Origin of the sequence: Thalassospira profundimaris (assembly GCF_003326755.1) — a bacterium.
In the GTDB taxonomy this organism is placed as follows: Bacteria; Pseudomonadota; Alphaproteobacteria; order Rhodospirillales; family Thalassospiraceae; genus Thalassospira; species Thalassospira profundimaris_B.
In genome coordinates this window covers 15,946-39,052 of the sequence record NZ_JPWH01000004.1, presented here as the reverse complement: position 1 = coordinate 39,052, position 23,107 = coordinate 15,946, and the positions used below count along the sequence as shown (strand labels likewise).

Below are 23,107 nucleotides of genomic sequence, written 5' to 3'. Positions count from 1 at the left end.
CTGTGGCAGGGGGATAAAATCCGTTATTCCCCAATCCCAAACACATCTTTCCAGGCCTGCCACTGCCAAATCATGTCGGCCAGCATGTCATAACCGGCTGTGTCCGGATGATAGCCATCCCCGCGCCGCAAGGCCCGCTGCCAGATCTCGTCACGAAGGGTCTGTTCAAACCCGTCAAGATAGGGAATATCCATTCCTCTGGCCGTTTCCGCAAAAAGCTGGTTCACCCCTTCCAGCCGCTCATTGACAATTTTGCTGGATCGGCCCCCATCAATCACCGCCTGCGGGCCAACCCACAATGTGGGGGCCATATCACGGGCCTGGGCCATAATTTCGACCGCGTTGGCAAGCGAACGGGCATGGGGCACCCGCATGGTGGTTTCTTCGCCCCGGTCCTGGGCGTGCATGGCATCATTCAGGCCAAAACAAAAAACCAGCACCAGCGGGAAATTCTCAACGCGACGGCGTTCGGCATCGTCCTGCCAGCGCAGTTTCAGGTCATCACTGGTCTCCGCCCGGATGCCCAGATTATAAATGGTGACATCAAGCCTGGCATCGATCAGCAAACGTTGCCCCAACCGCATCGGCCAGCCGCCTTTTTGTGCATCGCGAACACCGGCAACAATGCTGTCACCAAAAAAACAAATACGATGCCCAATCTTCCGATCTGTCATTTCATCTCCCGGGATGAACCGGCAACATGTGCCGCCAAATAATCCATCAACATGTCATGGTCGGGCTGCATGTCATTTTCCAGCCAGTATTCTTCGGCCCGGCGCAAAAGCGCGCCAACATCCGGCCCGGCGGGCACCAGCTTTGCCTGCAAAATATCGCGCCCCTTTACCGGCAATTCACACGGTTGCCAACCATTTGCGACATCCAGCATATCCTGCCAGCGGCGATTTTCGCCCGACATGACACGCCCCGACCGGGTCGTATGCGTCGCCCATGCCATAATAACCGCATCCCGAAAGGCCGGTGCCCCCATATGATATAAATGCCGCCGTATCCGCCGCGCATCCATGCCATTGTCAATCAGATGATGGCTGACACACATTAGCGAGAAACGCTCAATTTCATCATTCGACAGGCGCAGTGACCGGGCAAATTGCGCGGCATGGGCGATGGCATCATTCCCGTTTTTATCCGTCACGAACAGGGCCGCCATCCGGCGCAGCGGATCAATCGAAATTGCCGCATCCTGCAGAGCCGAGGTTTCAAGCCATTCAACAATCCGCAGCCGTGCAACATTCACCAATTCGGGCAAAATAGGTGGCAGCACCGAAAAACCGATCATATCGGCAATCGTTGCCGCCGGGCTTTTGGCACGCAGCAATTTGATCATTTCATCGCGGATGCGTTCGCTTGAAATGTCATGCAGGCCCGGCACGCCCTTGCGGCAGGCTTCGGCACCAATCGGGTCAATCGGAGGGCGGCCATAATGGGCAAAAAACCGGAAAAACCGCAAAATGCGCAAATAATCCTCGGCGATGCGCTCTTCTGCCACACCAATGAAACGCACCTTGCCAATGCGCAAATCCGCCTCGCCATGAAACGGATCATAAAGCGTGCCATCAATATCGGCATACAGAGCGTTAAAGGTAAAATCCCGCCTTTTGGCATCCAGAAGCCAGTTTTCGGTAAACGCGATGTCGGCATGGCGGCCATCGGTTTTCACATCAACCCGAAGGGTCGTTACCTCGTAACTGTAATCATTGATGATGGCGGTAATCGTCCCGTGCTGCAAACCGGTGGGAATAACGCGAATACCCGCATCCTTGAGGGCGGCCATCGTGGATTCGGGTTTTAGATCACAGGCGATATCCACATCCACCAGGTCACGCGCCAGCAGGGCATCACGTACACAGCCGCCCACAAACCGGGCCGTACCGCCCTGTTGTGCCAGGACAGAAAACAGTCGCCGTGTTTCCGGGGCGGCCATCATACCTTGTGGGGCAAAATGCCCGGTGGGCTCCAGTTTTGTCATGCGGGTTCTTGCCAGGAATGGATCAGAAGAAGACAGCAGCAGAATTTGCAGCCACGATCAGGGGTTATTTTGCATCTTTGGGCTCAAAATAACCCGGTGTAATCACACCATCTTTAAGCTCTGGCGCATGATAAACCGAATCCGGCGATTCACCACTGGTCAATGCTGTAAAAACCAGAATACTGCCCGCCAGCAAAATGCCGATGAAAAACAGCAAAAGCCACGGCCCCCTGTCCCAGGGGGGCACAACATCGTGCCCTTCGCGTATTGCCTTTGCCCGCGCATATTTCAGCCAGGTCAGATAGACCACAAAGGGCAGAATGATCGGCAATCCGATCTGAATAATTTCACGTAGCATGGCAACTTTCTTTCTGGCCGATCAGATCGACATCATGGACATGCACGCCACCGGAACAGATAACCCCCGAATGCACAAACACTATTTCAGCTTTCGCGTGGCATATCACCAAAGCGGCGCAAAAGATCGCTGAAATTGACCAGCATCCCCGCCGTCGCGCCCCAGATATAATATTGCTGATAGGGAATGGCGAAATAACGTCGTTTTGCCCCTTCAAATTCCACGGTTTGCAATTTCTGGTTCCGCTGTTCCATCACAAAAGACAGGGGAACTTCAAAAACCTCGTCCACTTCAAACGGGTCTGCCACCAGATCAAACGGCGGTGTCACCAGCCCCACGATCGGCGTCACCTGAAATCCGGTCACGGTGTAATAATCATTCAACCGCCCGATCAGATGAATATGACGCCGATGCAGGCCAATTTCTTCTTCGGTCTCGCGCAGCGCAGTTTCTTCAAGGTCCGCATCCTCATCTTCCTTGCGGCCACCGGGAAAGCTGATTTGCCCGGCATGGGCCTTAAGATGGGCGGTGCGCCGGGTTAAAATAACCGACAGCCCAGTCTCCCGGGTGACAAGCGGCACCAGCACGGCGGCCGGTCGTGCGCTCAGTTCGCCTTCGGCAAAGGCACGCGCACGCGACTGCGAACCGGGGAAATCCACGGCATGATCGCCCACCCGCAATTCAAGACCCTCACGCGGGGCCTCCAGGGCACGAATAATCTGTTCCGGTGTCATTTTTCTGCGTTCTCCACGGCACCGATTTTAAAGAATCGTCCGTGGCTGTAAACGCCAATCAGCGTTTCGGTTTTGTCTTTGCTTTCAATCTCTTCGGCCCAGTCCACAAGCTGATAAAAACTGGCCCGGTTCAGCCGGGCTTCCAGCCCGCGATCCAGCGCAATATAGGGGGAAGGTTCACCGGTTTTGGCGTCTTCCTCCACCCGAAGCGGATGATTTTCATCAAGCTCGACCCACTGGTCAATATTCGTGCGCATTTTGATAACCGGGCAGGAGCCATCATCTGTTGTCTCGCGCCGGACTTCCACAACGACAAAGGCGGCGTCCTCCACCTCGATCCGTGCCATCTCGGCCGGTGTGACCAGCCAGTGCCCGCCTTCTTCATCACGTTGCAACACCGTGGAAAAAAGTTTGACCAGTTCCATCCGGCCAATCGGCCCGCCCTGATAAAACCATGTGCCATCACGGTTAATCGACATCGGAATATCGCCGCATATCTGGGGATGGCGGCCTGATGGCGGTTTGCCCTGTCGCAGGCGTTTCCATAGATTTTCAGCAAGATCGACAGTTTTATCGCTTTGGGTCATGATATACACTTCTGGTCAAGAGTTCTAATATACCCTGTATATGAGCTAGTTTACGATCCAGGAATGTCCAGCCCGTGTGACAGCCCGATAGATCCAATGCAACAGAGGATGCGGAATTTACGGCCATGACAAACACGCAGCACTTTCCTGAAGAATTTGGCATGTCACGCGAAAGCAGCCTGGAACAGGATGCCGCCCGCCTTGATGCCTGTGTTGCCCGTCTGGGTGAAGCCCGCGATATGATCGCCTCGATCATTTTAGGCCAGGATGATGCCGTTGACCAAACCCTGATTGGCATTCTGGCAGGCGGCCATGTGCTGATGGTTGGTGCCCCAGGGCTTGGCAAATCCCTGATGGCGCATACCCTTGGAAAAGCACTGGGCCTTTTGGACAAACGCGTGCAGTTCACGCCCGACCTGATGCCTGCCGATATTCTGGGTTCCGAAGTCCTGGAAGAAGGTGCGGAAGGCAAACGTTCCTTTCGCTTTATCAAGGGGCCGGTTTTTTGCCAATTGCTGCTGGCAGATGAAATCAACCGTGCCAGCCCGCGCACGCAATCGGCCCTGTTGCAGGCCATGCAGGAACGCGAGGTATCGGTTGCGGGTTACAGCCATGCTTTGCCGCAGCCCTTCCATGTGCTGGCAACCCAAAACCCGCTGGAACAGGAAGGCACCTATCCCCTGCCCGAAGCCCAGCTTGACCGGTTCCTGCTGGAAGTGCGCCTGGCCTACCCGGACCGGAATGCCGAACGCCAGATTGTTGCCCAAACAACCGGGCGCCATGTCACCCGCCCGCGCCAGATTTTGCATACCGATGAATTGATCGAGGCACAGGATTTTGTCCGTCGCCTGCCCATGCCCGAACGTGTTTTGGATACCATCATTGCGCTCTGCCGCGCCTGCCGCCCGGAAAGTTCCAGCTTTGACGCCATCAAAAACAATGTGGCCTGGGGGCCGGGCACCCGCGCGGCACAATCCCTCTCGCTGGCCTGCCGGGCACGCGCCATGCTTCAGGGGCGTTTTGCCCCGTCGCTGGATGATGTTGCCGCACTTGCCATACCGGTTTTACGCCATCGTTTCGGCCTGACCTATGGCGCGCGCGCCGATGGTCATTCGGCCGCCTCGCTTATTCGCGATATTCTGTCCAAAATAAGGGACCAGCACGCATAATGGTGCCTGCGCGCAATTTGCCTAACCAGATTGCCGCCGCCCGATCACTGGCGGCGCGCCTGCCGCAGCTCATCGACGAATCCCGTCGGCTGGCAACGGCATTGCGCAGCGGCCTGCATGGCAATCGCAAGGTTGGGCCGGGCAGCGATTTCTGGCAGTTTCGCCCCTATGTCGCGGGCGACCCGACCGGCCAGATCGACTGGCGCCGTTCGGCCCGCAGCGACCACACCTTTATTCGCCAAACCGAATGGCAAGCCAGCCACACCTACTGGATATGGCCTGTTTTTAGCCCTTCTGCCTTTTGGTCCTCAACGGAAAAACATCCCCCCAAGGCCGACCGCATGATGGTGATGGCCCTGGCCCTGGCCGATCTTTTGCTGCGCAATGGTGAAACCGTGGGCACCTTTGATGCGCCCCACACCCGCATCACCGTGCACGAGCAACTGGAAAAATTTGGCCACGCCATGTTAAACACCCCCGCCCATGCCGACCAGGGGCTGACAGCCATTCATCCCGGTCGTCGCCATAGTGTTTTGATCCTGGGCGATTTTCTGGAATATGCTGCCGCCGGTGATTCACCGGTGGCAGGGTTGCGCCGACTGGCCCATAACCAGAATGACGGAGCCCTGATGCAGGTTCTGGACCCGGCGGAATGCGTGGCCGACTTTACCGGCCGGATCGATTTTGTCGATGCAGATGACAATCTTGTCCTGCATTGTGAAAAATTTGAAGACCAGCACGCCGAATTTGCCAGGCGCAGTGCCCACTGGCGGGCGCGCATTCGCGATGCCGCAACATTAAATCAGTGGCTCTATAACCTGCATGTTAGCACCGACAGCCCCAGCCAGGCCCTAATGGCCCTGTATCAGCACATGACAGAACGGGCAATTCCCACTGGTACCCATGCAGCCCCGAAGACCGAGCGCGGGCAACCGACATGACATTTGGTGCCCTTACATTTCTGTATCCCGTTCTTCTGGCTGGCCTGCTGCTGGTACCGGTTTTATGGTTAATCATACGCAGTGCGCCACGCAAACCCCGGCGTATTCATTTCCCGGCGGCACGGTTGCTGTTAGGTGCCACCAATAACCGCCGCAATGCCGAACACGCGCCACTCTGGCAAACCATTTTGCGCAGCGCGATCCTGCTCTGCCTGATTTTGGCCGCCGCCCATCCGGTCTTGAACAAAAAAAACTACGCCCCCGATCACGGGGCCCTTCTGGTTATGGTTGATAACAGTTGGTCCAGTGCGGCCAACTGGCCGCAATACCAAAAGGGCATGAAACAGATCGTCAATCAGGCCCGCTTGAACAACCAGTCCATTTTTATTGCCGTCACGGCCCCCGAAACCTCCGGGGCCAACAGCACCGATTTACCCGCCCTCCAGGGCCCGCTTTCCCCCCATGCCAGCCAGAATGCGTTTGACCGCATTCAACCCCGTCCCTGGCAGCCTGATTATCAGGCCCTGGACGACATGATCTCGGCCCGGCAGGATATTATCAACGCCATATCCGGCACCATCCTGATCAGCGACGACATTACCGCACCGGGCAAGGAAACACTGGCAAATGACCTTTCTGCCGTTTCCCCCTTCATCGTGCTCCACCCCGTCGCCAGGGGCCAGGAAACCGCCATCGTCCTGGCCGGGTTAAACCGCAACCGTAACGGCATGACAGTCGATTTGACCCACCCCGTCCTGCAAAACGAAAAACAGATAACCCTTATTGCGCGTGGCAGTCGCGGCCAGGTTATCCTGCGTCACCCGGCCACACTGGAACGCGGCACCACCAAAAACCAGATCGATATTTCAATGCCCGGCGATATTGCCAATGGCATTCAAACCCTGGGGCTGGCGGGTATCGAAAGTGCTGCCGCCCTGTTTCAGACCGGGGCGAAATGGCAACGGCGCACGGTTGGCATTGTTGTCAATTCAGGCGAAGGACCGGTTTTGCTTTCGGATCGGTACTTTTTTCTCGATCGGGCCTTATCGCCTTATGCTGACATACATTATGGCACACTTGCCGATCTTCTGGAAAAAAATCCGGATATTCTGGTAACGACCGGAAATATCCCGGACCTTGGCAGCCAGCAAATCAAACTTGCAAGCTGGCTGGATAAGGGCGGCCTGCTGGTCCGTTTTGCCAGCGACAGTGCCAGCAGCCCCGAAGACCGTTTCCTGCCTGTTACCTTGCGTCTGGGCAATCGCGATTTTGGCGGTTCCATGTCGTGGGAACGCCCCAAACACCTGGCCGCCTTTGGCGATACCAGCCCGTTTTACGGCCTGCCCATTCCAGGTGACATCACAATCAACCGCCAGCTTCTGGCCGAACCGGACCGTGACATTGTTGAAAAAACATGGGCACGGCTGAGTGACGGGACACCGCTTGTCACCAGTGTGGCAAAAAATGCCGGTCGCATTGTCCTGTTTCATGTCACGCCGTGGGCGGACTGGTCCAATCTGCCCATGTCGGGGCTGTTTGTGCAAATCTGGCAGCGCATCCTGCCCCTTGCCAGCCCGGATAATCCGTCCTCTGGCACAATTCAGTCACTGCTGCCGCCCCAATCCATTCTCGATGGTTTTGGACAGCCCCATCAGCCCGACCCGACCATATTGGGATTGCAAAACACCACCGAAATGCCCGACCCGCGCCACCCACCGGGCATTTACGGGCAAAACGGGCAGGCCGTTGCCCATAATCTGGGCCCGTTTATCCAAGGCCTCGACAAACCGATACGCTGGCCCGAACAGACAGATCAAAAAACCCTTGCCGATGACGACCAGTTGGACCTCGCCGCCCTGTGTGTTTTTGCCGCGTTCTGCCTGTTTTTGCTTGATACGCTGATCCTAATTCTGACCGGGATGAACAACCGGTTTCAGGGCTATCGTCACGGGCGAAAAATGCGCAGCCGCCCGTCATCTTCCGGCGGGGAAACCACAATTTCACTCCGCCCGGAAACACCTGCTGACAAATCGTCAACGCCCTTTAACCGGCTGGGTATGCTCGTGGTGCTGGCCGGAAGTCTGGGCCTTGCACTGACAATAACCGGAATGGCACCGCAGGCATCGGCACAGGAAAACACATCGCCCCGGCGCGATAGCTTTCAGGCTGCCCTTCATCCGCGCCTTGCCTATATGGAAACCGGCGTTGCCGCCATTGACCGCCTCAGCCAGGCCGGTTTGACCGGACTGACCGAAACATTGCGCCGCCGCACTGCCGCCGATCTGGCACCTCCCAGTATGATCAACCCGCAAACCGATGACCTTAGTTTTTATCCGCTGATCTACTGGCCGCTGACCGAAGGGCAAAATGACATTTCGGCCTATGGGCGCGAACAGCTTAACCGCTACCTTGCCAATGGCGGCATGATCCTGATTGACAGCCGCGACCGCGAGGTGGAACCGGCACGTCTGCGACGCCTACTGGCCGGGGTCGAGATTCCAACACTCACCCGCGCGCCCACCGATCATGTGGTTTTTCGCAGTTTTTATCTGCTCGATCAGGCTTATGGCCGGTTTGATGCCCCCCTGTGGGTCGATGCCCGGCCGGACCCGCGGCTGGATGGTGTGGCGTCCGTTCTGTTTGGCGGCAATGACTGGGCAGCATCCTGGGTGCCCACCCGGCTGGAGCTGGAACGCTACGGCGAGGCCACCAGCAACCCGATAGACGATATTTCACCGCGCCGTCATGAACTGGCCTTACGCTTTGGTGTCAATCTGGTGATTTACGCTCTCACCGGCAGTTACAAGGGCGATCAGGTTCATTTGCCCGCCATCCTTGAAAGGCTGGGCCGATGAGCAACTGGCAGAATTTTCAGATAAACCCGCTGATTGATACCGGCTGGCTGGGTATTTTGGCACTGACAGGTATCGGGCTTTTGGTGCTGCTCTTCGCCTTGCGCCTGCGCGGTTTTGTCTGGCGGGCTGTGATGATGGCGCTGTTGCTGGTCGGGTTGCTCGCCCCGCAATTTACCGATCAGTCGCGCGAAAAACTTAGCGACATCGTCCTGGTACTGGCGGACCGGTCTGACAGCCAGAAACTGGGAACCCGGGACGCCCAGACCGATCAGGCGATTGCCGATTTGCAACAGGAATATGATAACAACCCCGACATTGACCTGCGCATCGAAAACATCCCCGGCGCAAGCGAAACTGACATGTTTGCCGCCCTGGACCGGCTTTTAGGTGGCATCCCGCGCGAACGTCTGGCCGGGGTTATCATGATCACCGACGGGCAGGTGCATGATGTCCCCGCCAGCCTGAAACTGAATGCCCCCTTGCATGTCCTTGTAACCGGCACCCAGGACGAACGCGACCGCCGACTGCAAATACACGCAAATGTTGATTATGGCATTGTTGGCAAAGAGGCCGAATTCATTGTCGAGGCCATTGACCCGGACCTAGCCCCGGGCAGCCCCCTTGGCGTGACCCTGTTGCAGGAAGATGGTACGGTGCGCCGCTTTGATTTGCCGGCCAATCAGAAAACATCTGTCAAAATTCCCATCACCCATGCCGGCCCGATTTTGGCCGAATTGCGTGTACCCGCCCTGCCGGGCGAGGCCGATACCAGCAACAACCGGTTAATCCTTGAAACCACCGGTGTGCGCGACCGATTGCGCGTCCTGCTGCTATCGGGGGAACCGCATCCAGGGGAACGCGCCTGGCGTAACCTGCTGCGTGCCGATCCCGGGGTTGATCTGGTGCATTTCACCATTCTGCGCCCGCCGGAAAAAGGCGACGACACCCCGATTAACGAACTCGCCCTCATTCCCTTTCCCATTCGCGACCTGTTCGAGGTGCGCCTCAAACAGTTTGATCTGGTCATTTTTGACCGCTATCAGCGGCGCGGTGTTTTACCGGTACAATATCTGGAAAAGGTGGTGGATTATGTGCAGGGTGGTGGCGCGGCCCTTGTGGTGGCAGGGCCGGAATATGTCGCCAATGACGGACTGGCCGATACGATATTGGGCCAGATGATGCCGCTTTCCGCCACCGGACGCATCCTGGAGCAGGGATTTGTCCCCAAGGTCAATGACACCGGGCGCATGCACCCTGTGACATCCGCCATCGCCGGGCCGCGCCAGAATACGCAAAAATGGGGCAAATGGTACCGACAGCTTGAAACACGCCAAACCGACAATCAGGCCATGACGGTGATGACCGGTATTAATGATTTACCCCTGCTGACGCTGTCACGGGTGGGGGAAGGGCGTGCCGCCATCCTGACAAGCGACCAGATGTGGCTGTGGCAGCGCGGGCATGACGGCGGCGGGCCCATTGCCGAACTGCTGCGCCGCCTGTCACACTGGCTGATGAAAGAACCGGCACTGGAAGAAAACACCATCGAAACCGCCCGCTCGGTCGATGGTAAATCCCTGAACCTGACATGGCGCAAAATTGGCGCGGCCCCGCAAATGGCAACCGCACAGGACCCGGTAACCGGGCGTGCCATCGAAGCCCCCTTTACCCGCCAGACCGACCAGACCTGGCAGGCCAGTATCCCGATCGAACAGCAGGGCCTGATCCGCATTACCGCGCGCGACAGCGAGGGCAAAACCCAAACCACCCTGCATGTGGATCGCGATATTTTAACCCGCGAACGCCGCAACACCACCTCTACAACCGAAATTCTGGCAAAAACGGTCGCCGAAAATAACGGCTTTATTGGCAGGCTGGAAAACGGCGCGCCTGGCTGGCGACGTGTTGAGCGCAGCGGCCAATGGCATGGCAGCAACTGGGCCGGTATTGTGCAAACCGAAAGTTACCGCACCCTGATTGGCACCACCACCAGCCTGTTGCCCTTGCCGCTGCTTGCCGTTATCGGGGTTGTGCTGTGCCTGTTTGGCTGGCGGCGCGAAACGCGATAACCCGTTCCCCAGCAGACAAAACAATCTCGGCCCGCAAATACCGGACCGGATTATTGCCTGTCCTGGGCCTAATCCCCGGTCGGAACAGCGGCCTGGTCAACATTTGCACACGGCCCGCGCATTTCGGTTGCCAGGCCGGAGTTAAATCGCTCGACCAGATAATCGATAAAAAGACGCACCTTGGTGGGCAAATGGCGGCGTTCGGGATAAACGGCATAAATTCCGCCGCCAATACGCGGGACATAATCCTGCATAATCGGCACCAGCTCCCCGCTATGCAGGGCTTCGGCGATAATGAATTCGGGCTGGATGGCAATCCCCAGGCCCCGTTTGGCGGCAACGGCGGTAAATTCGCCATTATTGCACCACATCGCCGGGTTGACACGCACGCTGACCGGCCCCTCGGCCCCGTCAAATTCCAAAACATTTGGATTGGGCATATTGCTATAGGCCAGGATATCGTGCTCTGTCAGGTCATTGGGATGCCTGGGTACACCATGCCGCGCCAGATATTCCGGCGAGGCGACCATCTGGCCATGAAATTCTGCCAGCTTGCGGGCGATCATGCTCGAATCGCGCAGCCGCGTAATTCGCACCGCCATGTCAAAGCCTTCGGCAACCAGGTCCACCATATGGTCCGCCAACTGAATATCTATTTTAAGGCCGGGATACAGCTTCATAAAATCGGCAACGACGTTGGGCAAAAACCGCTGCCCGAATGTCAGCGGTGCAGAAACACGCAATACCCCACGCGGTGTTCCGCGCAAATCCGTCAGGGCATGTTCTGCCGATTCGATTTCCTCCACCACCCGGGCGCAATGCTGGTAAAATGTCGCCCCCGCATCGGTCAGGCTCAGGCGGCGCGTGGTCCGGTTCAACAGGCGAATGCCAAGGCTGTCTTCCAGCTTGGTCACATGTTTGCTCACGGCTGATTTCGACATGCCCAGCTTGCGCGAGGCCCCGGAAAAACTCTGTTCCTCGACCACGCGGGCAAAAACCGTCATGCCATCCAGATTACCAATCAGCATCACTCTATCCTTACCTCATCAGGCTTTGCCGCATTACTGTTGCCTATTTGGAAACAAATTAATGTCACATCGCCCCATTGCCTTCAACTTGGAAAACACCAAAATAGAGACAACATCGTTAAAGACGCACGCTGGTCAAAATATGGCCGACCAAACAGGAAGGATATCATTATGGGATTGCTGGTTGACGGTATCTGGAAAGACCAGTGGTACGACACCAAATCCACCGGCGGTAAATTCAAGCGTCAGGAAAGTGCCTTTCGCAACGAAATCGCCTCTGACGCAGATGCGCCTTTCCCGGCGGAAAAGGGGCGCTATCATCTCTATGTTTCCTATGCCTGCCCGTGGGCGCATCGTGCGCTGATTTTTCGCAAACTCAAGGGTCTGGAAGACATGATTTCCGTTTCCGTCGTGCACTGGCGGATGCTGGAAAATGGCTGGGAATTTGCGCCCGAAGAGGGCCTGGCTGACGACCTTGGCAACCGTGATTTCATGTATCAGGTCTATACCGATGCCGACCCGGATTATACCGGGCGCGTGACGGTGCCTGTTTTGTGGGACAAAAAAAACAACACCATCGTCAATAACGAATCCTCGGAAATCATCCGTATTCTCAATACAGCGTTTGACGGCCTGGGCGCAAAAGAAGGCGACTATTACCCCGAACATCTGCGTACCGCAATTGATGCGGTAAACGAGCGCGTTTATCACGATGTTAATAACGGGGTTTACAAATCCGGCTTTGCCACAACACAGCAGGCCTATGAAGAAGCGGTCACAACCCTGTTTTCAACCCTGGACTGGCTGGAAGAACGGCTGTCAACGCAGCGTTATCTGGCCGGAAATGCCCTGACCGAGTCAGACTGGCGCCTGTTTACCACCCTGATCCGCTTTGATGCGGTCTATCACGGCCATTTCAAATGCAACATACGGATGCTCAAGGATTACCCCAACCTTTGGGCCTATACACGCGATCTGTATCAACAGCCTGGCATCGCCGAAACGGTCCATTTTGATCATATCAAAGGCCATTATTACGAAAGCCACACCATGATCAACCCGACCGGCATTGTCCCTGTTGGTCCGGACCTGGATTTTAATGCCCCGCATGACCGCGCAAAACGGTTTGAAGGCTAATTGCCTTTATCTTTTGTTTGCCGATCGCTTGCAGCACGCCATCAAACAGGCCACAAAGAAAATCCCGACCTGTTTGATGGTGAGTCCCATGCCCAAAATCCAGAATATCTATGACGACCCGACCTTCCATGACGGCTATCGTTCCTTGCGGCAAACGGGCACGGGCCTGAACGATGTTCTGGAACAGCCCGCCCTGCGCAGTCTGCTGACACCAAGCCTTAAGGGGCTTGCGATTCTTGATCTCGGGTGCGGCTTTGGCGATTTTGCCCGCTACGCCCGCCAACAACAGGCCGCATCGGTAACGGGCATTGATGTCTCCAGCAAGATGCTGGATGCAGCCCGACACATCACAAACGACCCGGCAATCGTCTTTATCCAGGGCGCGATTGAAAATCTGGCAGACATGGAAATTGCCGGTAAACCGTTTGATCTGATCATATCTTCGTTGGCACTGCATTATGTTGCCGATTACCCCGCCGCGATTGGCGAAATATCCAAGCGCCTCAAATCCGGGGGCCGCCTGGTCTTTTCCGTCGAACACCCCATCTGTACTGCCCTTGCCGCACAGAAATGGTATCAGGATGACGCCGGAAACAAGCAATTCTGGCCGGTGGATCATTACCGCGATGAAGGCCCCCGGCACACGCACTGGTTTGTCGATGATGTGATCAAATATCATCGCACCGTCGAAACGTATGTAAATGGCCTGCTGGATGCCGGGTTGCAGATTACCCGATTGCTGGAACCGGAACCGCTAAAAGAAGCAGCCGATGCCAAATGGCAGAAGCACCGCCGGCGACCGCCATTTTTAATCCTGGCAGCCGAAAAGCCACGATGAACGCACAGCCGATTACGCAAAAATCCAGGCACGAAAAAACCCCAAGGCACAGACCCCGGGGTTTTAACGTTTGACATACAGACCTGAAAATTAATTCAGACGGCCTTTGATTTCGGCAATCGCGTGATCAACCAGCTCTTCTGCCTTCGCGCCGGTGGCTTTTTCGCTCACCATTGCAAGGGTTGCCTGGGTGGCGATTTCGGCCACGCGGGCACGAACTTCAGCCACGGCCTGGGCTTCCAGGTTGCTGATACGGTCCATTGCCTGCTGTTCACGACGCTTGAGCGACGCTTCCAGTTCGGCCTTGGCACTTGCCAGCATCCGGTCAGCTTCGGCCTTGGCATGAGCACGGATTTCATCCGCCTCTTTCAGGGCCTCGCGCTGCTTGGCCTGGTATTTGGCCAGAAGCTCCTGAGCTTCTTCACGCAGGCGCTGGGCTTCGTCAAGTTCGTTGGAAATCTTGCTCGAACGCTTGTCAAGTGCTGCCGAGATACCTTTCACAACCTTCATGCCGCCAAAAATGACGACCAAAAGGAATGCAAAAGTAACCCAGGTTTCCGGATTGGTGAAGAAACTACCGTGTTCTGCTTCCAAGGTGTTTACTCCCCAATGACTGCCGAAACTGCATTTTCAGCAGTTTTGGACTGGACCTTGACGCCGATCAGTTTTGCAGTTGCTTCGCGGGCAATATCAGCCGCGGCCTCAGACACACCACCCAGGGCGGCTGTCTTGGCATCTGCAATCCGTTTTTCGGCTGCGGATGTCTTTTCAGACAATTGCTTGGCCAGTGCCTCGGTTTCGGCGGCCTGCTGTGCGGCAGCCTTTTCCGATGCTTCGCGAATGTCGGCATGGGCCGCTTCCCGGGCTTCTGCCAGGGCTGCTTCATACCGTGCGATGGCGGCATCGGTTTCGTCTTTCAACGCCCGTGCCTTGCCAAGATTGTCTTCGATAGTCTTGTGACGGCGTTCCAGAACATCACCAACTTTCGGCAATGCAATTTTCGACATCAGAATGTACAGGATGACGAAAACAACAAACAGCCAGAAAATCTGGGACGGAAACGACGTAATATCAAACTGCGGCATAGCCTACTCCCGAATTCAACGACGCCGGCGAGAGGGCAAACCCTCGCCGGGCCGAGTATTCGCGCAAAAGGCGCCGATTAGCCGAACAGAACGATCAGCGCAACGACGAGTGCGAACAGTGCAATAGCTTCGGTAACGGCAAAGCCGATCCAGCCATAAAGTTCAACGTCAGCTTTGGCAGCCGGGTTACGGCCAACGGTCGCAATCAGGCTCGACCAAATGTTACCCACCCCGATACCGGCACCAATCATACCAATAGCAGCCAGGCCAGCACCGATCATTTTCGCAGCATCGAGTTCCATAACTTCACCCTTTCGAATTTCTTAAAGGCAATAAGAAAAGATCACACCAGTCCACAGCACATCAGTGCATATGGATTGCATCATGGAGATAGATGCAGGTGAGAATTGTGTAAACATAGGCCTGAAGCGCGGCAATGCCGAACTCCAGAACGGTAATCCCCGTCAGCATCGCGAAGGGAAGTACGCCGAAAATGCCGATCAATCCGACGAAACCGCCAATCACTTTCAGCATGATGTGGCCGACCGTCATATTCGCGAAAAGTCGGATTGCCAGGCTGAACGGACGAGAGAAATAGGAAATGATTTCAATCGGGATCAAAATGATCGCGGTTGCTATCGGGGCGCCTTCCGGAAAGAACATGCGGAAGTAATGCGTTCCGTGGCGCGCAAAGCCGATAATCGTCACACCGATAAAAATCACCAGAGCCATCGCAAAGGTCACGATAATGTGGCTCGTAAAGGCAAAGCCGTGCGGGATCATCCCCAGAAGGTTCCCGAACAGCACAAACATGAACAGCGTGAAAACGAACGGGAAATACTTGCGCCCGGCCGATCCCACATTATCTTTGAGCATGTTGGCGACGAATTCATACATCACCTCGGCGGCACCCTGCCAGCGACCTGGCACCAGTGCGCCACGACGCATGCTAAGCGTCATGAACGCCGTTACGAGAACGGCTGCGATCACCATCCAAAGGGCGGAATTGGTGAAGGAAATATCAAAGCCACCTGCCGAGATTTCAGCCAACGGCTTGATTTCAAACTGCTCTAGCGGTCCAGCCACCGTAATCCTCGCTCAATCTTGTCAGGCCAAGGATTATTCCTTGTCCCCCTGCTTGGGCTTCCCCATCGCACGCCCAAGTCCAATGGCACTATCATAGCCCTTGGCTGCGCGATAGGCGTTAAGGCCCCCGGCACCTGCCCCAAGAATGACAAAAAGGACAAGTAACAAAGGCATCGTATTAAAAAACCGGTCCAGTCCCCAACCAATCAGCAGTCCGACCACCGTCGAGGCGATCATTTCCGCCGATATGCGCATGCCTAATGCCATGCCTGCCGATGAACTTTTCCGGCCACCCGAAACCGGGCCATGCTTTTCTTCACGCCGTCCAGCCACGGCCGCCAGTTTGCGATCCAGTTCCGCCAGAGAAGCGCGATCTTTATCTTCGCTCACTGTGACAAACCCCGCTGTGACAGCCTTGCCTGCAACACAAGGAAAGGCGCGGGCAACATACTTAGCCCCCCATAGGCTGTCAAGCCGTAAAACCCGGATGTTCCTGGCATCGAAAACCCCAATTAACAAATTGAAAAACAATAATTTTTAACGAAAAAACAGCCCAAAACGGCCTCAGGTGTGTTCGGGATCACTCCTTTCACACCCGCTCCGAAAACAGGTTATAAACCCGTGCAACCGGCGGTTTCCCTGGGTTCCACGACATGGAACGGTTCTTAAAGCCGGTGTCTGACCTAAGAGGTCAAATCGAGTTCATGTTGTTCTTTTTGCGAATAAACTTCCGCCTGGCGCAGGTCAACCGATACCAAAGAGGATACCCCGCGCTCTGCCATCGTCACACCGAACAGGCGATTCATCCGCGCCATCGTCATGCGATGGTGGGTAATAACCATGAATCGGGTATTGGCATGGCGGCCAATCGCCTCGAGCAAGCGGCAGAAACGGTCCACATTCGCATCATCAAGCGGGGCGTCAACTTCGTCCAGCACGCAAATCGGGGCCGGGTTGGTCATAAAGACGGCAAACAGAAGCGCCATCGCCGTTAAGGCCTGCTCCCCCCCCGACAAAAGTGACAGATGCTGCAATTTCTTGCCCGGCGGTGATGCCATGATTTCCAACCCGGCATTCAGCGGATCATCGGCATCCGTCAACATCAAATGGGCATGTCCGCCACCAAACAGGCGCACAAACAGTTGCTGGAAGTGTTTATCAACCTCTTCAAACGCCTTGTTCAGGCGCTGGCGGGCCTCCCGGTTCAACTGGCTGATCCCGTTGCGCAATTTGTCAATCGCGGCCAGCAGGTCATCACGCTCTGTCACCAGCGTGTTTTTTTGTTCTTCCATCTCGGCCAGTTCAACTTCGGCCCGAAGGTTTACCGCCCCCAGATTTTCCCGCTCACGGGTCTGGCGGCCCAAACGGGCTTCAATATCGCCTTCCGATGGCAATTCTTCGCTTTGATCGAGCATTGCCAGTTCCGGCAATTGGTCCGGCGTGGCATTCACCCGTTCACGGATACGCTCAATCAGGTCTTTGCGATGCTGTTCGGCCTGTTCTAACAGGGCTTCGCAGCGCACACGGCCTTCGCGGGCCTCGGCCAGTTTCTGTTCGGCATCTTTCAGGGCCTGGTCGGCATCGCGCTGCGCGGTTTCGGCACTGACAAGACAATCTGCACTATCCTTGCGTTCCTGCTCGGCCAAACCAACACGATCGGTCAAAATGGCGCGACGTTCTTCAATCTCGTCTGGGCGCAGTTCAAGCTCTTCAAGCTCCATCTGCGCCTCTTCCTGGCGTTCGCGCAACTGGGCAACACGGTCCCCCGCGCCCGAAGCACGTTCGTTCCAGGTGGCAATTTCGTTTTCAACAAATTCAAGCCGTTTGCGCCGTCCCGACATATCGCGCTGCATGCGTTCAAGCTGGCTGCGTGCTTCCATCTGATCAGCCCGCGCATCAGAAAGATCAGCACGCTTTTCATTCAGCTCCGCCTTGATCTCGATAAGCCCGTCGCTGCTTTCCTGCGGGGTGGCGGCAAGTTCTTCCTGCTCGGCAATCAGTTCATCCAGATCCTGCCGGGTGCGGTTTACCACATCCTCGGCGGCTTGCAGGCGGCTTTCAATTGCGCTGGCATCGCGTTTGATATTGGCAATTTCCTCGCGCGCCCTTGAAAGCTGCCCATCGGCCTCGCGTGCGGCCCGGTGGGCTTCCTGCTCACCTGCCCGGGCCTCGGCAATTTCATCATTCAGGCGTTCCAGCGTTTCACGCGCCAGTTCGGCCCGTTCAATGCTGTCTTCAACCAGGCCTTCAATTTCGTCACGCTCGCTGCGCAATTCTTCAAGGCGGTTGCGCTGGCGCAGGCGCACAGCGGCGGGCAATTCCGCCCCGGCCAAAATGCGATACCCATCCCAGCGCCATAAGGACCCGACCTTCGAGACCAGCCGCTGACCGGTTTTGAGCTCCTTGCACAGCCAGTTGCCCGTGGAGTCGTCGTCAACCACGCCAATCTGCCACAGGCGGCGATTAAGCAATGCCGGGGCCTGAACAAACTTTGCCAATGCCTGAACATTTTCGGGTAATGCCGGGTCATCAGGCAGCGGGTCTACCCCCGCCCAATGGGTCGGGGCTTCGGGGGCGTCAGACGCGTCCAGGTTTTCACCAAGGGCCGCAGCCATTGCCAGTTCCAGGCCCGTCTGCACCGTAATCTGTTCAATAATCGGCGAATATTGCCCGTCCCCACTGCCTTTTACCAGCCCTTCCAGGGCTTCAATCTCGGCATTCAGGCGGGCCAGGCGCGATTCAACATCACGTTGGGCATCGCGGGCCTGATTTTCGGCAATTTTGGCGGCATCTTCGCGGTCATGCAGTTCGGCGACGCGCATTTCGGCTTCTTCGATTGCCATTTTGCGCTGCTCAACCGTTTCCTCGCATTCCTCAAGCGCCATTTCGGCATCTTCAAGGGCATCGCTGAAATCGGCTTCAACACGAATATCATCCAGCTTGGCAACGGCTTCGTCATAACGGTCTGTCAGGCGGATGCGGCGTGCTCCCAGTTCGGATAAACGCTGCTGAACCGATTTAAGGCGGGCTTCCTCGGCCGCGGCCCGGCTGGTCAATTCATCAACCAGGCCTTCCAGTTCTTCCACCCTGGCCGCCTTTTCGGCCACCCGTTCCCGCGCATCATCCAGTTCATCATCCTCGCCGCCCTGGGCATCTCGCAATTCCTGGCGTTCGCGTTTCAGTTTTTCCAACGCACCCTGTGCATCGTTTGCCAGTTCGGCTTCACGGGCAAGGTCGGCATCAATTTGCTGAATGCGGGCGCGCAATTGCGCCATCTGCGTATCAATCTGCTGCTTTTCCTTGTCCAGCCCTTCACGCTCGATCACAAGGCGCTGCAGGGCGGCACTGGCCTCGGCTTCCTGTTTGCGCAAATCGGGCAGGCTGGCGGCAATATGCGCCTGTTCGGTGGTGGCCCGGGTGACTTCGCCGGTCAAATCACGCACCGCCGATTCCCCGGCCACCAGCAATTCACGGGCATCCTGCTGGCGTTTGGCGGCTTCCTGCCAGCGAATATGAAACAGCAGGGCTTCGGTCTGGCGGATGCTTTCGCTTAATTTGCGGTACCGCTGGGCCTGACGGGCCTGCTTTTGCAGCGACGCGATCTGGCTATCCAGCGTGACGAGAACATCTTCGAGACGTTCTAGGTTTTGTTCGGCGTTTTTCAGGCGCAATTCGGCCTCGTGACGGCGCGAATGCAGGCCGGTAATCCCGGCGGCTTCTTCCAGCACCAAACGACGCTGGGAGGGTTTTGCCCCGATCAGCGCGCCGATTTTGCCCTGCGACACCATCGCGTTGGACCGCGCACCGGTTGCGGCATCGGCAAACAGCAATTGCACGTCACGCGCACGGACATCCTTGCCATTCACCTTGTAATTGGAGCCCCCGCCGCGTTCAATACGGCGGACGACTTCCAGTTCCTCGTGCTCGTTAAACATCGCCGGGGCGCGATGTTCGCTGTTATCCAGCACCACGGCGACTTCGGCCACATTTCGGGCGGGCCGGGTTGATGTCCCGCCAAAAATCACGTCGGACATGTCCGATCCGCGCATCTGCTTGGCCGATGTTTCGCCCATCACCCAGCGCAATGCTTCAACCAGATTGGATTTGCCACAGCCATTCGGACCGACAACACCTGTCAGTCCGTCTTCGACCAGCAATTCGGTTGAATCGACGAAGGATTTAAACCCCGTCAGGCGCAGCGACTTGAATTGGACCAATCAGTTCCCCTGGCCGATAAAGGCCCGTGTTTTTACCGGCGCATTGCATAACGCGCCGGTAAAGCAAGTTTCAATCAATTATTTGGTCAGCTCATTGACCTTGTCGGTGAAAAATTCCAGATCTTTTTCCCCGGCATAGGTTTTGCCATCAATCAAGAAGGTCGGCGTGGAATTAACGTTGTATTTCTGCTCGGCTTCCATACGCGAGCCGACGATCCCGTTGATCAGTTCTTCGTCAGCCAGGCAGGCATCAACTGCATCGCCATCCATCCCGGCAAAACGCACCGTCTGTTTGATGCCTTCAATCGGATCCTTGCTGCGTGCCCATTCCATTTGCGATTTGAACAGCAGTTCCAGCACGCCAAAATAACGGTCATCGCCCGCACACTGGGCCACGGCCGAGGCCCGCAACGCCACCCCGTCAAGCGGATAATCGCGATAGATCCATTTAACCTTGCCGGTATCGATCAGGTCTTTTTTGACCTCGGGAAATACGTCATTGGCAAACCGTGCGCAGTGCGGGCAGGTAAAGGATGCGTATTCGACAATCGTCACCGGTGCATCTTTGGCACCCATAACATGTTCTTTATATTCCAGGGCCTGCGCCCCCTGTGCGGTCAACGCTGCCAGGGAAACACCCACCACCGCGACAAGGTATTTGAACGGCTTAAGCAAGGAAACCTCCGTTAAAACAAACTTTTGCGATTACAAGCCGGTTGCGCCTGCCAAGTCAACATAGCCACGCAAAACTCGCGAAACCAACGAGTCGCAAACATCACCCGAAAATCGGGCAAATCCATGTTGATCTTTTGCCGCGAACTGATTCGACAAAACCAGCGACCACCCGCCCATCGCAAACACATCATCGCCGGATCAATTCAACCGGGGCGATATATCATCACTTTTCGCCCTGGCCCTTTCCGGCACCACTGATATGACGACCCAAACGCAATAGCACTTCCCGCAGGGCCGGGTCTTCGATTTCATTGATCACTTTTTCGCTATCCTGGCGGATCGGCCCCTCGGGAACATGCTCTGGCCGATAGACCCGTTTTTCCGGCCGCGAGATTTCGCCCTGCATCATCTTGATGCGTTCCACCGCCCGATAGCCAAAATAGGTATTCACCCGGTCAATAATTTGCGGCAGGCGATGCTGCAATTCCAGCGCCATTGGGCCGGAAACCCGCACCATCAGGGTCCCCCCGCCACCATGTTCCCCGCGCGGCGGCGTATAACGCACCGGAAGGGTACAGTTTTCAAGCGCCGGCCCCACTATTTCCCCCCAGTGCAATAAAATTTCGGCCTGGAAAAAGCCGCGCTTGCGCACCAACGGGCGCGTTAAACTCGACACCAGTGGGGCAACATTGCGCAAACCGGTATAACGGTCGCGATCACCTGCCAATGGCGTAATGCGCTGGCGTTTTCGCGCCGCATTTTTCGCAGCTATTCGCACATTGTCCTGATCCGTCCCGGAAGCGCGCGACGTATCACCGGCATTCCTGCTTTTGCTCATGGGAAAATCTTTTCTCTTGCTCATGGCGACGTCTTCCGTAGGGTCGCTGCAAACTTGTCACCAATTTCGCCGATTTCTTCAATTGGCATAACATATCACGGAACCGCCGTGCATTTCACTGATCAAGAAATCAACACACTCCGCCAGACCATGCTGGACTGGTATGACCGCCATCACCGCACCCTGCCCTGGCGTGCAGAACCGGGCGATCATCCCAACCCCTATCATGTGTGGCTATCCGAAATCATGTTGCAGCAAACAACCGTGATCACGGTGGGCCCCTATTTTGCCGCTTTCCTCAACCGCTGGCCGACCGTGACCGACCTCGCCAATGCTGACCTGGACGAAGTTTTGCACGCCTGGCAGGGGCTGGGATATTATGCACGGGCGCGTAACCTGCACAAATGCGCCAAAGTTGTCGCCAGCGAGCATAATGGCCAATTCCCCGATACCGAAGAAGGCCTGTTAAAGCTGCCCGGCATTGGCCCCTACACGGCAGCAGCGGTTTCCGCCATTGCCTTTAACCGGCCCACAAGCCCGGTGGATGGCAATATTGAACGGGTGATTTCGCGCCTGTTTGCCCTTGAAACCCCGCTTCCCGATGTCAAACCGGAAATCAAGGAAAAATCCGCCGCCATTACACCGCCAGACCGCCCCGGTGATTACGCCCAGGCCCTGATGGATTTGGGGGCCACCATTTGCACACCCCGCAACCCGGCCTGCGGCATTTGCCCCTGGCAGGCCTTTTGCGAAGGCCGCAAAACCGGCATCGCCCCGGAACTGCCACGCAAACGCAAAAAGGCCGCCAAACCTACCCGTGTTGGCTACGCCTTTTGGGTGCAGCGTGATGACGGTAAAATCCTGATCCGTCGCCGCCCCGAAAGTGGCCTTCTGGGCGGGTTATATGAAATTCCCGGCAGCGACTGGCGCGCAATAGAGGTGCCGGATCAAATCATGCGTGATCAGGCACCGATTACCGCAGACTGGCGCGAAATATCGGGCGCGGTGGGTCATACCTTCACCCATTTTCATCTCGATGTGACCATTTTGGCAACAAGAGTGGAGCATGATTGCAATGCCGGCCCCGATGGCGTCTGGACCACGATCGACGGCCTGGCCGATTACGCCTTGCCGACAGTAATGAAAAAAATCGTCCGCCATGCGTTAAAGCATCTGTAGCACCCAACAAAAAAGCCCGCGTCAATTTTGAACTGACGCGAGCTTTTGTACTGAACCATCAAAAATCAGGCGGTAATATCCACAATCTGGCCCCGACCGCTGCTCTCCAGCGGTTTGGCTTGTTCACGTTCAACTTCTGCCGCCTGTTGAACGCGCTGCGAAGCAGGGGTTTGCAAATCATTGCCGCCGGTTTCGGCGATCGGTGCAACAGCTTGCTGGACCTGCATGGGATTGGGCGCATAAGCCGCACCGTAACCACCAATCTGCATTGTCATCTCCGATCCGCTAAACTTATCAACCCGTAATTTATACCAGATTTTGCAA

General features: G+C 56.3%; 22 protein-coding genes. 7 read left to right on the top strand and 15 right to left on the bottom strand.

The genetic code is table 11. The annotated features are described in order from the left end of the window. Positions 1 to 23: 23 nt before the first annotated feature. The 5 genes from TH25_RS06270 to TH25_RS06250 form a co-directional block, all read right to left on the bottom strand. Positions 24 to 674, bottom strand: a complete 651-nt coding sequence (locus TH25_RS06270; RefSeq protein WP_114087575.1) for a DUF459 domain-containing protein — start codon at positions 672 to 674, stop codon at positions 24 to 26. After that, positions 671 to 1,987, bottom strand: coding sequence for a CCA tRNA nucleotidyltransferase (locus TH25_RS06265; RefSeq protein WP_114087574.1), 1,317 nt, complete (start codon positions 1,985 to 1,987; stop codon positions 671 to 673). Before TH25_RS06265 ends, TH25_RS06270 begins: the two co-directional genes overlap by 4 nt. 64 nt (positions 1,988 to 2,051) lie before the next feature. Further along, positions 2,052 to 2,345: a hypothetical protein gene (locus tag TH25_RS06260; protein WP_114087573.1), complete on the bottom strand. Its 294-nt coding sequence runs from the start codon at positions 2,343 to 2,345 to the stop codon at positions 2,052 to 2,054. 86 nt (positions 2,346 to 2,431) lie between these two features. Then, on the bottom strand, positions 2,432 to 3,079 hold the full coding sequence (locus tag TH25_RS06255; protein WP_114087572.1) for a CoA pyrophosphatase: 648 nt from the start codon (positions 3,077 to 3,079) through the stop codon (positions 2,432 to 2,434). Next, the gene (locus TH25_RS06250; RefSeq protein WP_114087571.1) at positions 3,076 to 3,666 is read right to left on the bottom strand and encodes a DUF1285 domain-containing protein; all 591 of its coding nucleotides are present in this window, start codon (positions 3,664 to 3,666) and stop codon (positions 3,076 to 3,078) included. The genes TH25_RS06255 and TH25_RS06250 overlap by 4 nt, the downstream gene beginning before the upstream one ends. 125 nt (positions 3,667 to 3,791) lie before the next feature. Here TH25_RS06250 and TH25_RS06245 point away from each other — a divergent pair, with 125 nt between their 5' ends. Genes TH25_RS06245 through TH25_RS06230 form a run of 4 tightly spaced genes read left to right on the top strand, consistent with a single transcriptional unit; the run spans position 3,792 to position 10,700 of the window. Further along, positions 3,792 to 4,835, top strand: a complete 1,044-nt coding sequence (locus TH25_RS06245) for an AAA family ATPase (RefSeq protein ID WP_114087570.1) — start codon at positions 3,792 to 3,794, stop codon at positions 4,833 to 4,835. After that, entirely contained in the window at positions 4,835 to 5,776 is a 942-nt protein-coding gene (locus TH25_RS06240) for a DUF58 domain-containing protein (RefSeq protein ID WP_114087569.1), read from the top strand. The genes TH25_RS06245 and TH25_RS06240 overlap by 1 nt, the downstream gene beginning before the upstream one ends. Then, the gene (locus TH25_RS06235) at positions 5,773 to 8,631 is read left to right on the top strand and encodes a DUF4159 domain-containing protein (RefSeq protein WP_114087568.1); all 2,859 of its coding nucleotides are present in this window, start codon (positions 5,773 to 5,775) and stop codon (positions 8,629 to 8,631) included. The genes TH25_RS06240 and TH25_RS06235 overlap by 4 nt, the downstream gene beginning before the upstream one ends. Further along, positions 8,628 to 10,700, top strand: a complete 2,073-nt coding sequence (locus TH25_RS06230; RefSeq protein ID WP_114087567.1) for a hypothetical protein — start codon at positions 8,628 to 8,630, stop codon at positions 10,698 to 10,700. Before TH25_RS06235 ends, TH25_RS06230 begins: the two co-directional genes overlap by 4 nt. Positions 10,701 to 10,768: 68 nt before the next feature. Here TH25_RS06230 and TH25_RS06225 read toward each other — a convergent pair whose 3' ends face one another. Further along, complete coding sequence (locus TH25_RS06225) at positions 10,769 to 11,728, bottom strand: LysR family transcriptional regulator (RefSeq protein ID WP_114087566.1); 960 nt, start codon at positions 11,726 to 11,728, stop codon at positions 10,769 to 10,771. A gap of 171 nt (positions 11,729 to 11,899) precedes the next feature. Between TH25_RS06225 and TH25_RS06220 the strand changes: the two genes are divergently transcribed. Continuing rightward, the gene (locus tag TH25_RS06220) at positions 11,900 to 12,865 is read left to right on the top strand and encodes a glutathione S-transferase family protein (protein WP_114087565.1); all 966 of its coding nucleotides are present in this window, start codon (positions 11,900 to 11,902) and stop codon (positions 12,863 to 12,865) included. 88 nt (positions 12,866 to 12,953) lie between these two features. Then, a complete protein-coding gene (locus TH25_RS06215; RefSeq protein ID WP_220151356.1) occupies positions 12,954 to 13,703 on the top strand; it encodes a class I SAM-dependent methyltransferase in 750 nt (249 codons plus the stop codon). Positions 13,704 to 13,793: 90 nt separating this feature from the next. On the opposite strand, the gene TH25_RS06210 is transcribed toward TH25_RS06215, so the two are convergent. From TH25_RS06210 to TH25_RS06175, 8 genes are all read right to left on the bottom strand, one after another. Further along, positions 13,794 to 14,297, bottom strand: a complete 504-nt coding sequence (locus TH25_RS06210; RefSeq protein ID WP_114087564.1) for a F0F1 ATP synthase subunit B family protein — start codon at positions 14,295 to 14,297, stop codon at positions 13,794 to 13,796. Positions 14,298 to 14,302: 5 nt separating this feature from the next. Further along, positions 14,303 to 14,788, bottom strand: coding sequence for a F0F1 ATP synthase subunit B family protein (locus TH25_RS06205; protein WP_114087563.1), 486 nt, complete (start codon positions 14,786 to 14,788; stop codon positions 14,303 to 14,305). A 77-nt stretch (positions 14,789 to 14,865) separates the two neighbouring features. After that, positions 14,866 to 15,090 (bottom strand): ATP synthase subunit C family protein, encoded by a 225-nt coding sequence (locus TH25_RS06200; RefSeq protein WP_073953291.1) that lies wholly within the window; start codon positions 15,088 to 15,090, stop codon positions 14,866 to 14,868. 61 nt (positions 15,091 to 15,151) lie between these two features. Beyond that, positions 15,152 to 15,874, bottom strand: a complete 723-nt coding sequence (locus tag TH25_RS06195; RefSeq protein ID WP_114087562.1) for a F0F1 ATP synthase subunit A — start codon at positions 15,872 to 15,874, stop codon at positions 15,152 to 15,154. Positions 15,875 to 15,907: 33 nt separating this feature from the next. Next, positions 15,908 to 16,264 (bottom strand): AtpZ/AtpI family protein, encoded by a 357-nt coding sequence (locus TH25_RS25385; protein WP_258549053.1) that lies wholly within the window; start codon positions 16,262 to 16,264, stop codon positions 15,908 to 15,910. A 293-nt stretch (positions 16,265 to 16,557) separates the two neighbouring features. Beyond that, positions 16,558 to 20,091 carry a chromosome segregation protein SMC gene (gene smc / locus TH25_RS06185; RefSeq protein WP_114087561.1) on the bottom strand — a complete coding sequence of 1,178 codons (3,534 nt, stop codon included), beginning with the start codon at positions 20,089 to 20,091 and terminating at the stop codon, positions 16,558 to 16,560. Positions 20,092 to 20,169: 78 nt separating this feature from the next. Continuing rightward, on the bottom strand, positions 20,170 to 20,766 hold the full coding sequence (locus TH25_RS06180; protein WP_258549052.1) for a DsbA family protein: 597 nt from the start codon (positions 20,764 to 20,766) through the stop codon (positions 20,170 to 20,172). A gap of 223 nt (positions 20,767 to 20,989) precedes the next feature. After that, the gene (locus TH25_RS06175) at positions 20,990 to 21,628 is read right to left on the bottom strand and encodes a DUF721 domain-containing protein (RefSeq protein WP_258549051.1); all 639 of its coding nucleotides are present in this window, start codon (positions 21,626 to 21,628) and stop codon (positions 20,990 to 20,992) included. Positions 21,629 to 21,712: 84 nt separating this feature from the next. Between TH25_RS06175 and mutY the strand changes: the two genes are divergently transcribed. Continuing rightward, positions 21,713 to 22,783, top strand: coding sequence for an A/G-specific adenine glycosylase (gene mutY, locus TH25_RS06170; RefSeq protein WP_114087559.1), 1,071 nt, complete (start codon positions 21,713 to 21,715; stop codon positions 22,781 to 22,783). A gap of 65 nt (positions 22,784 to 22,848) precedes the next feature. Here mutY and TH25_RS06165 read toward each other — a convergent pair whose 3' ends face one another. After that, entirely contained in the window at positions 22,849 to 23,058 is a 210-nt protein-coding gene (locus TH25_RS06165) for a hypothetical protein (RefSeq protein WP_252509614.1), read from the bottom strand. Positions 23,059 to 23,107 lie beyond the last annotated feature (49 nt).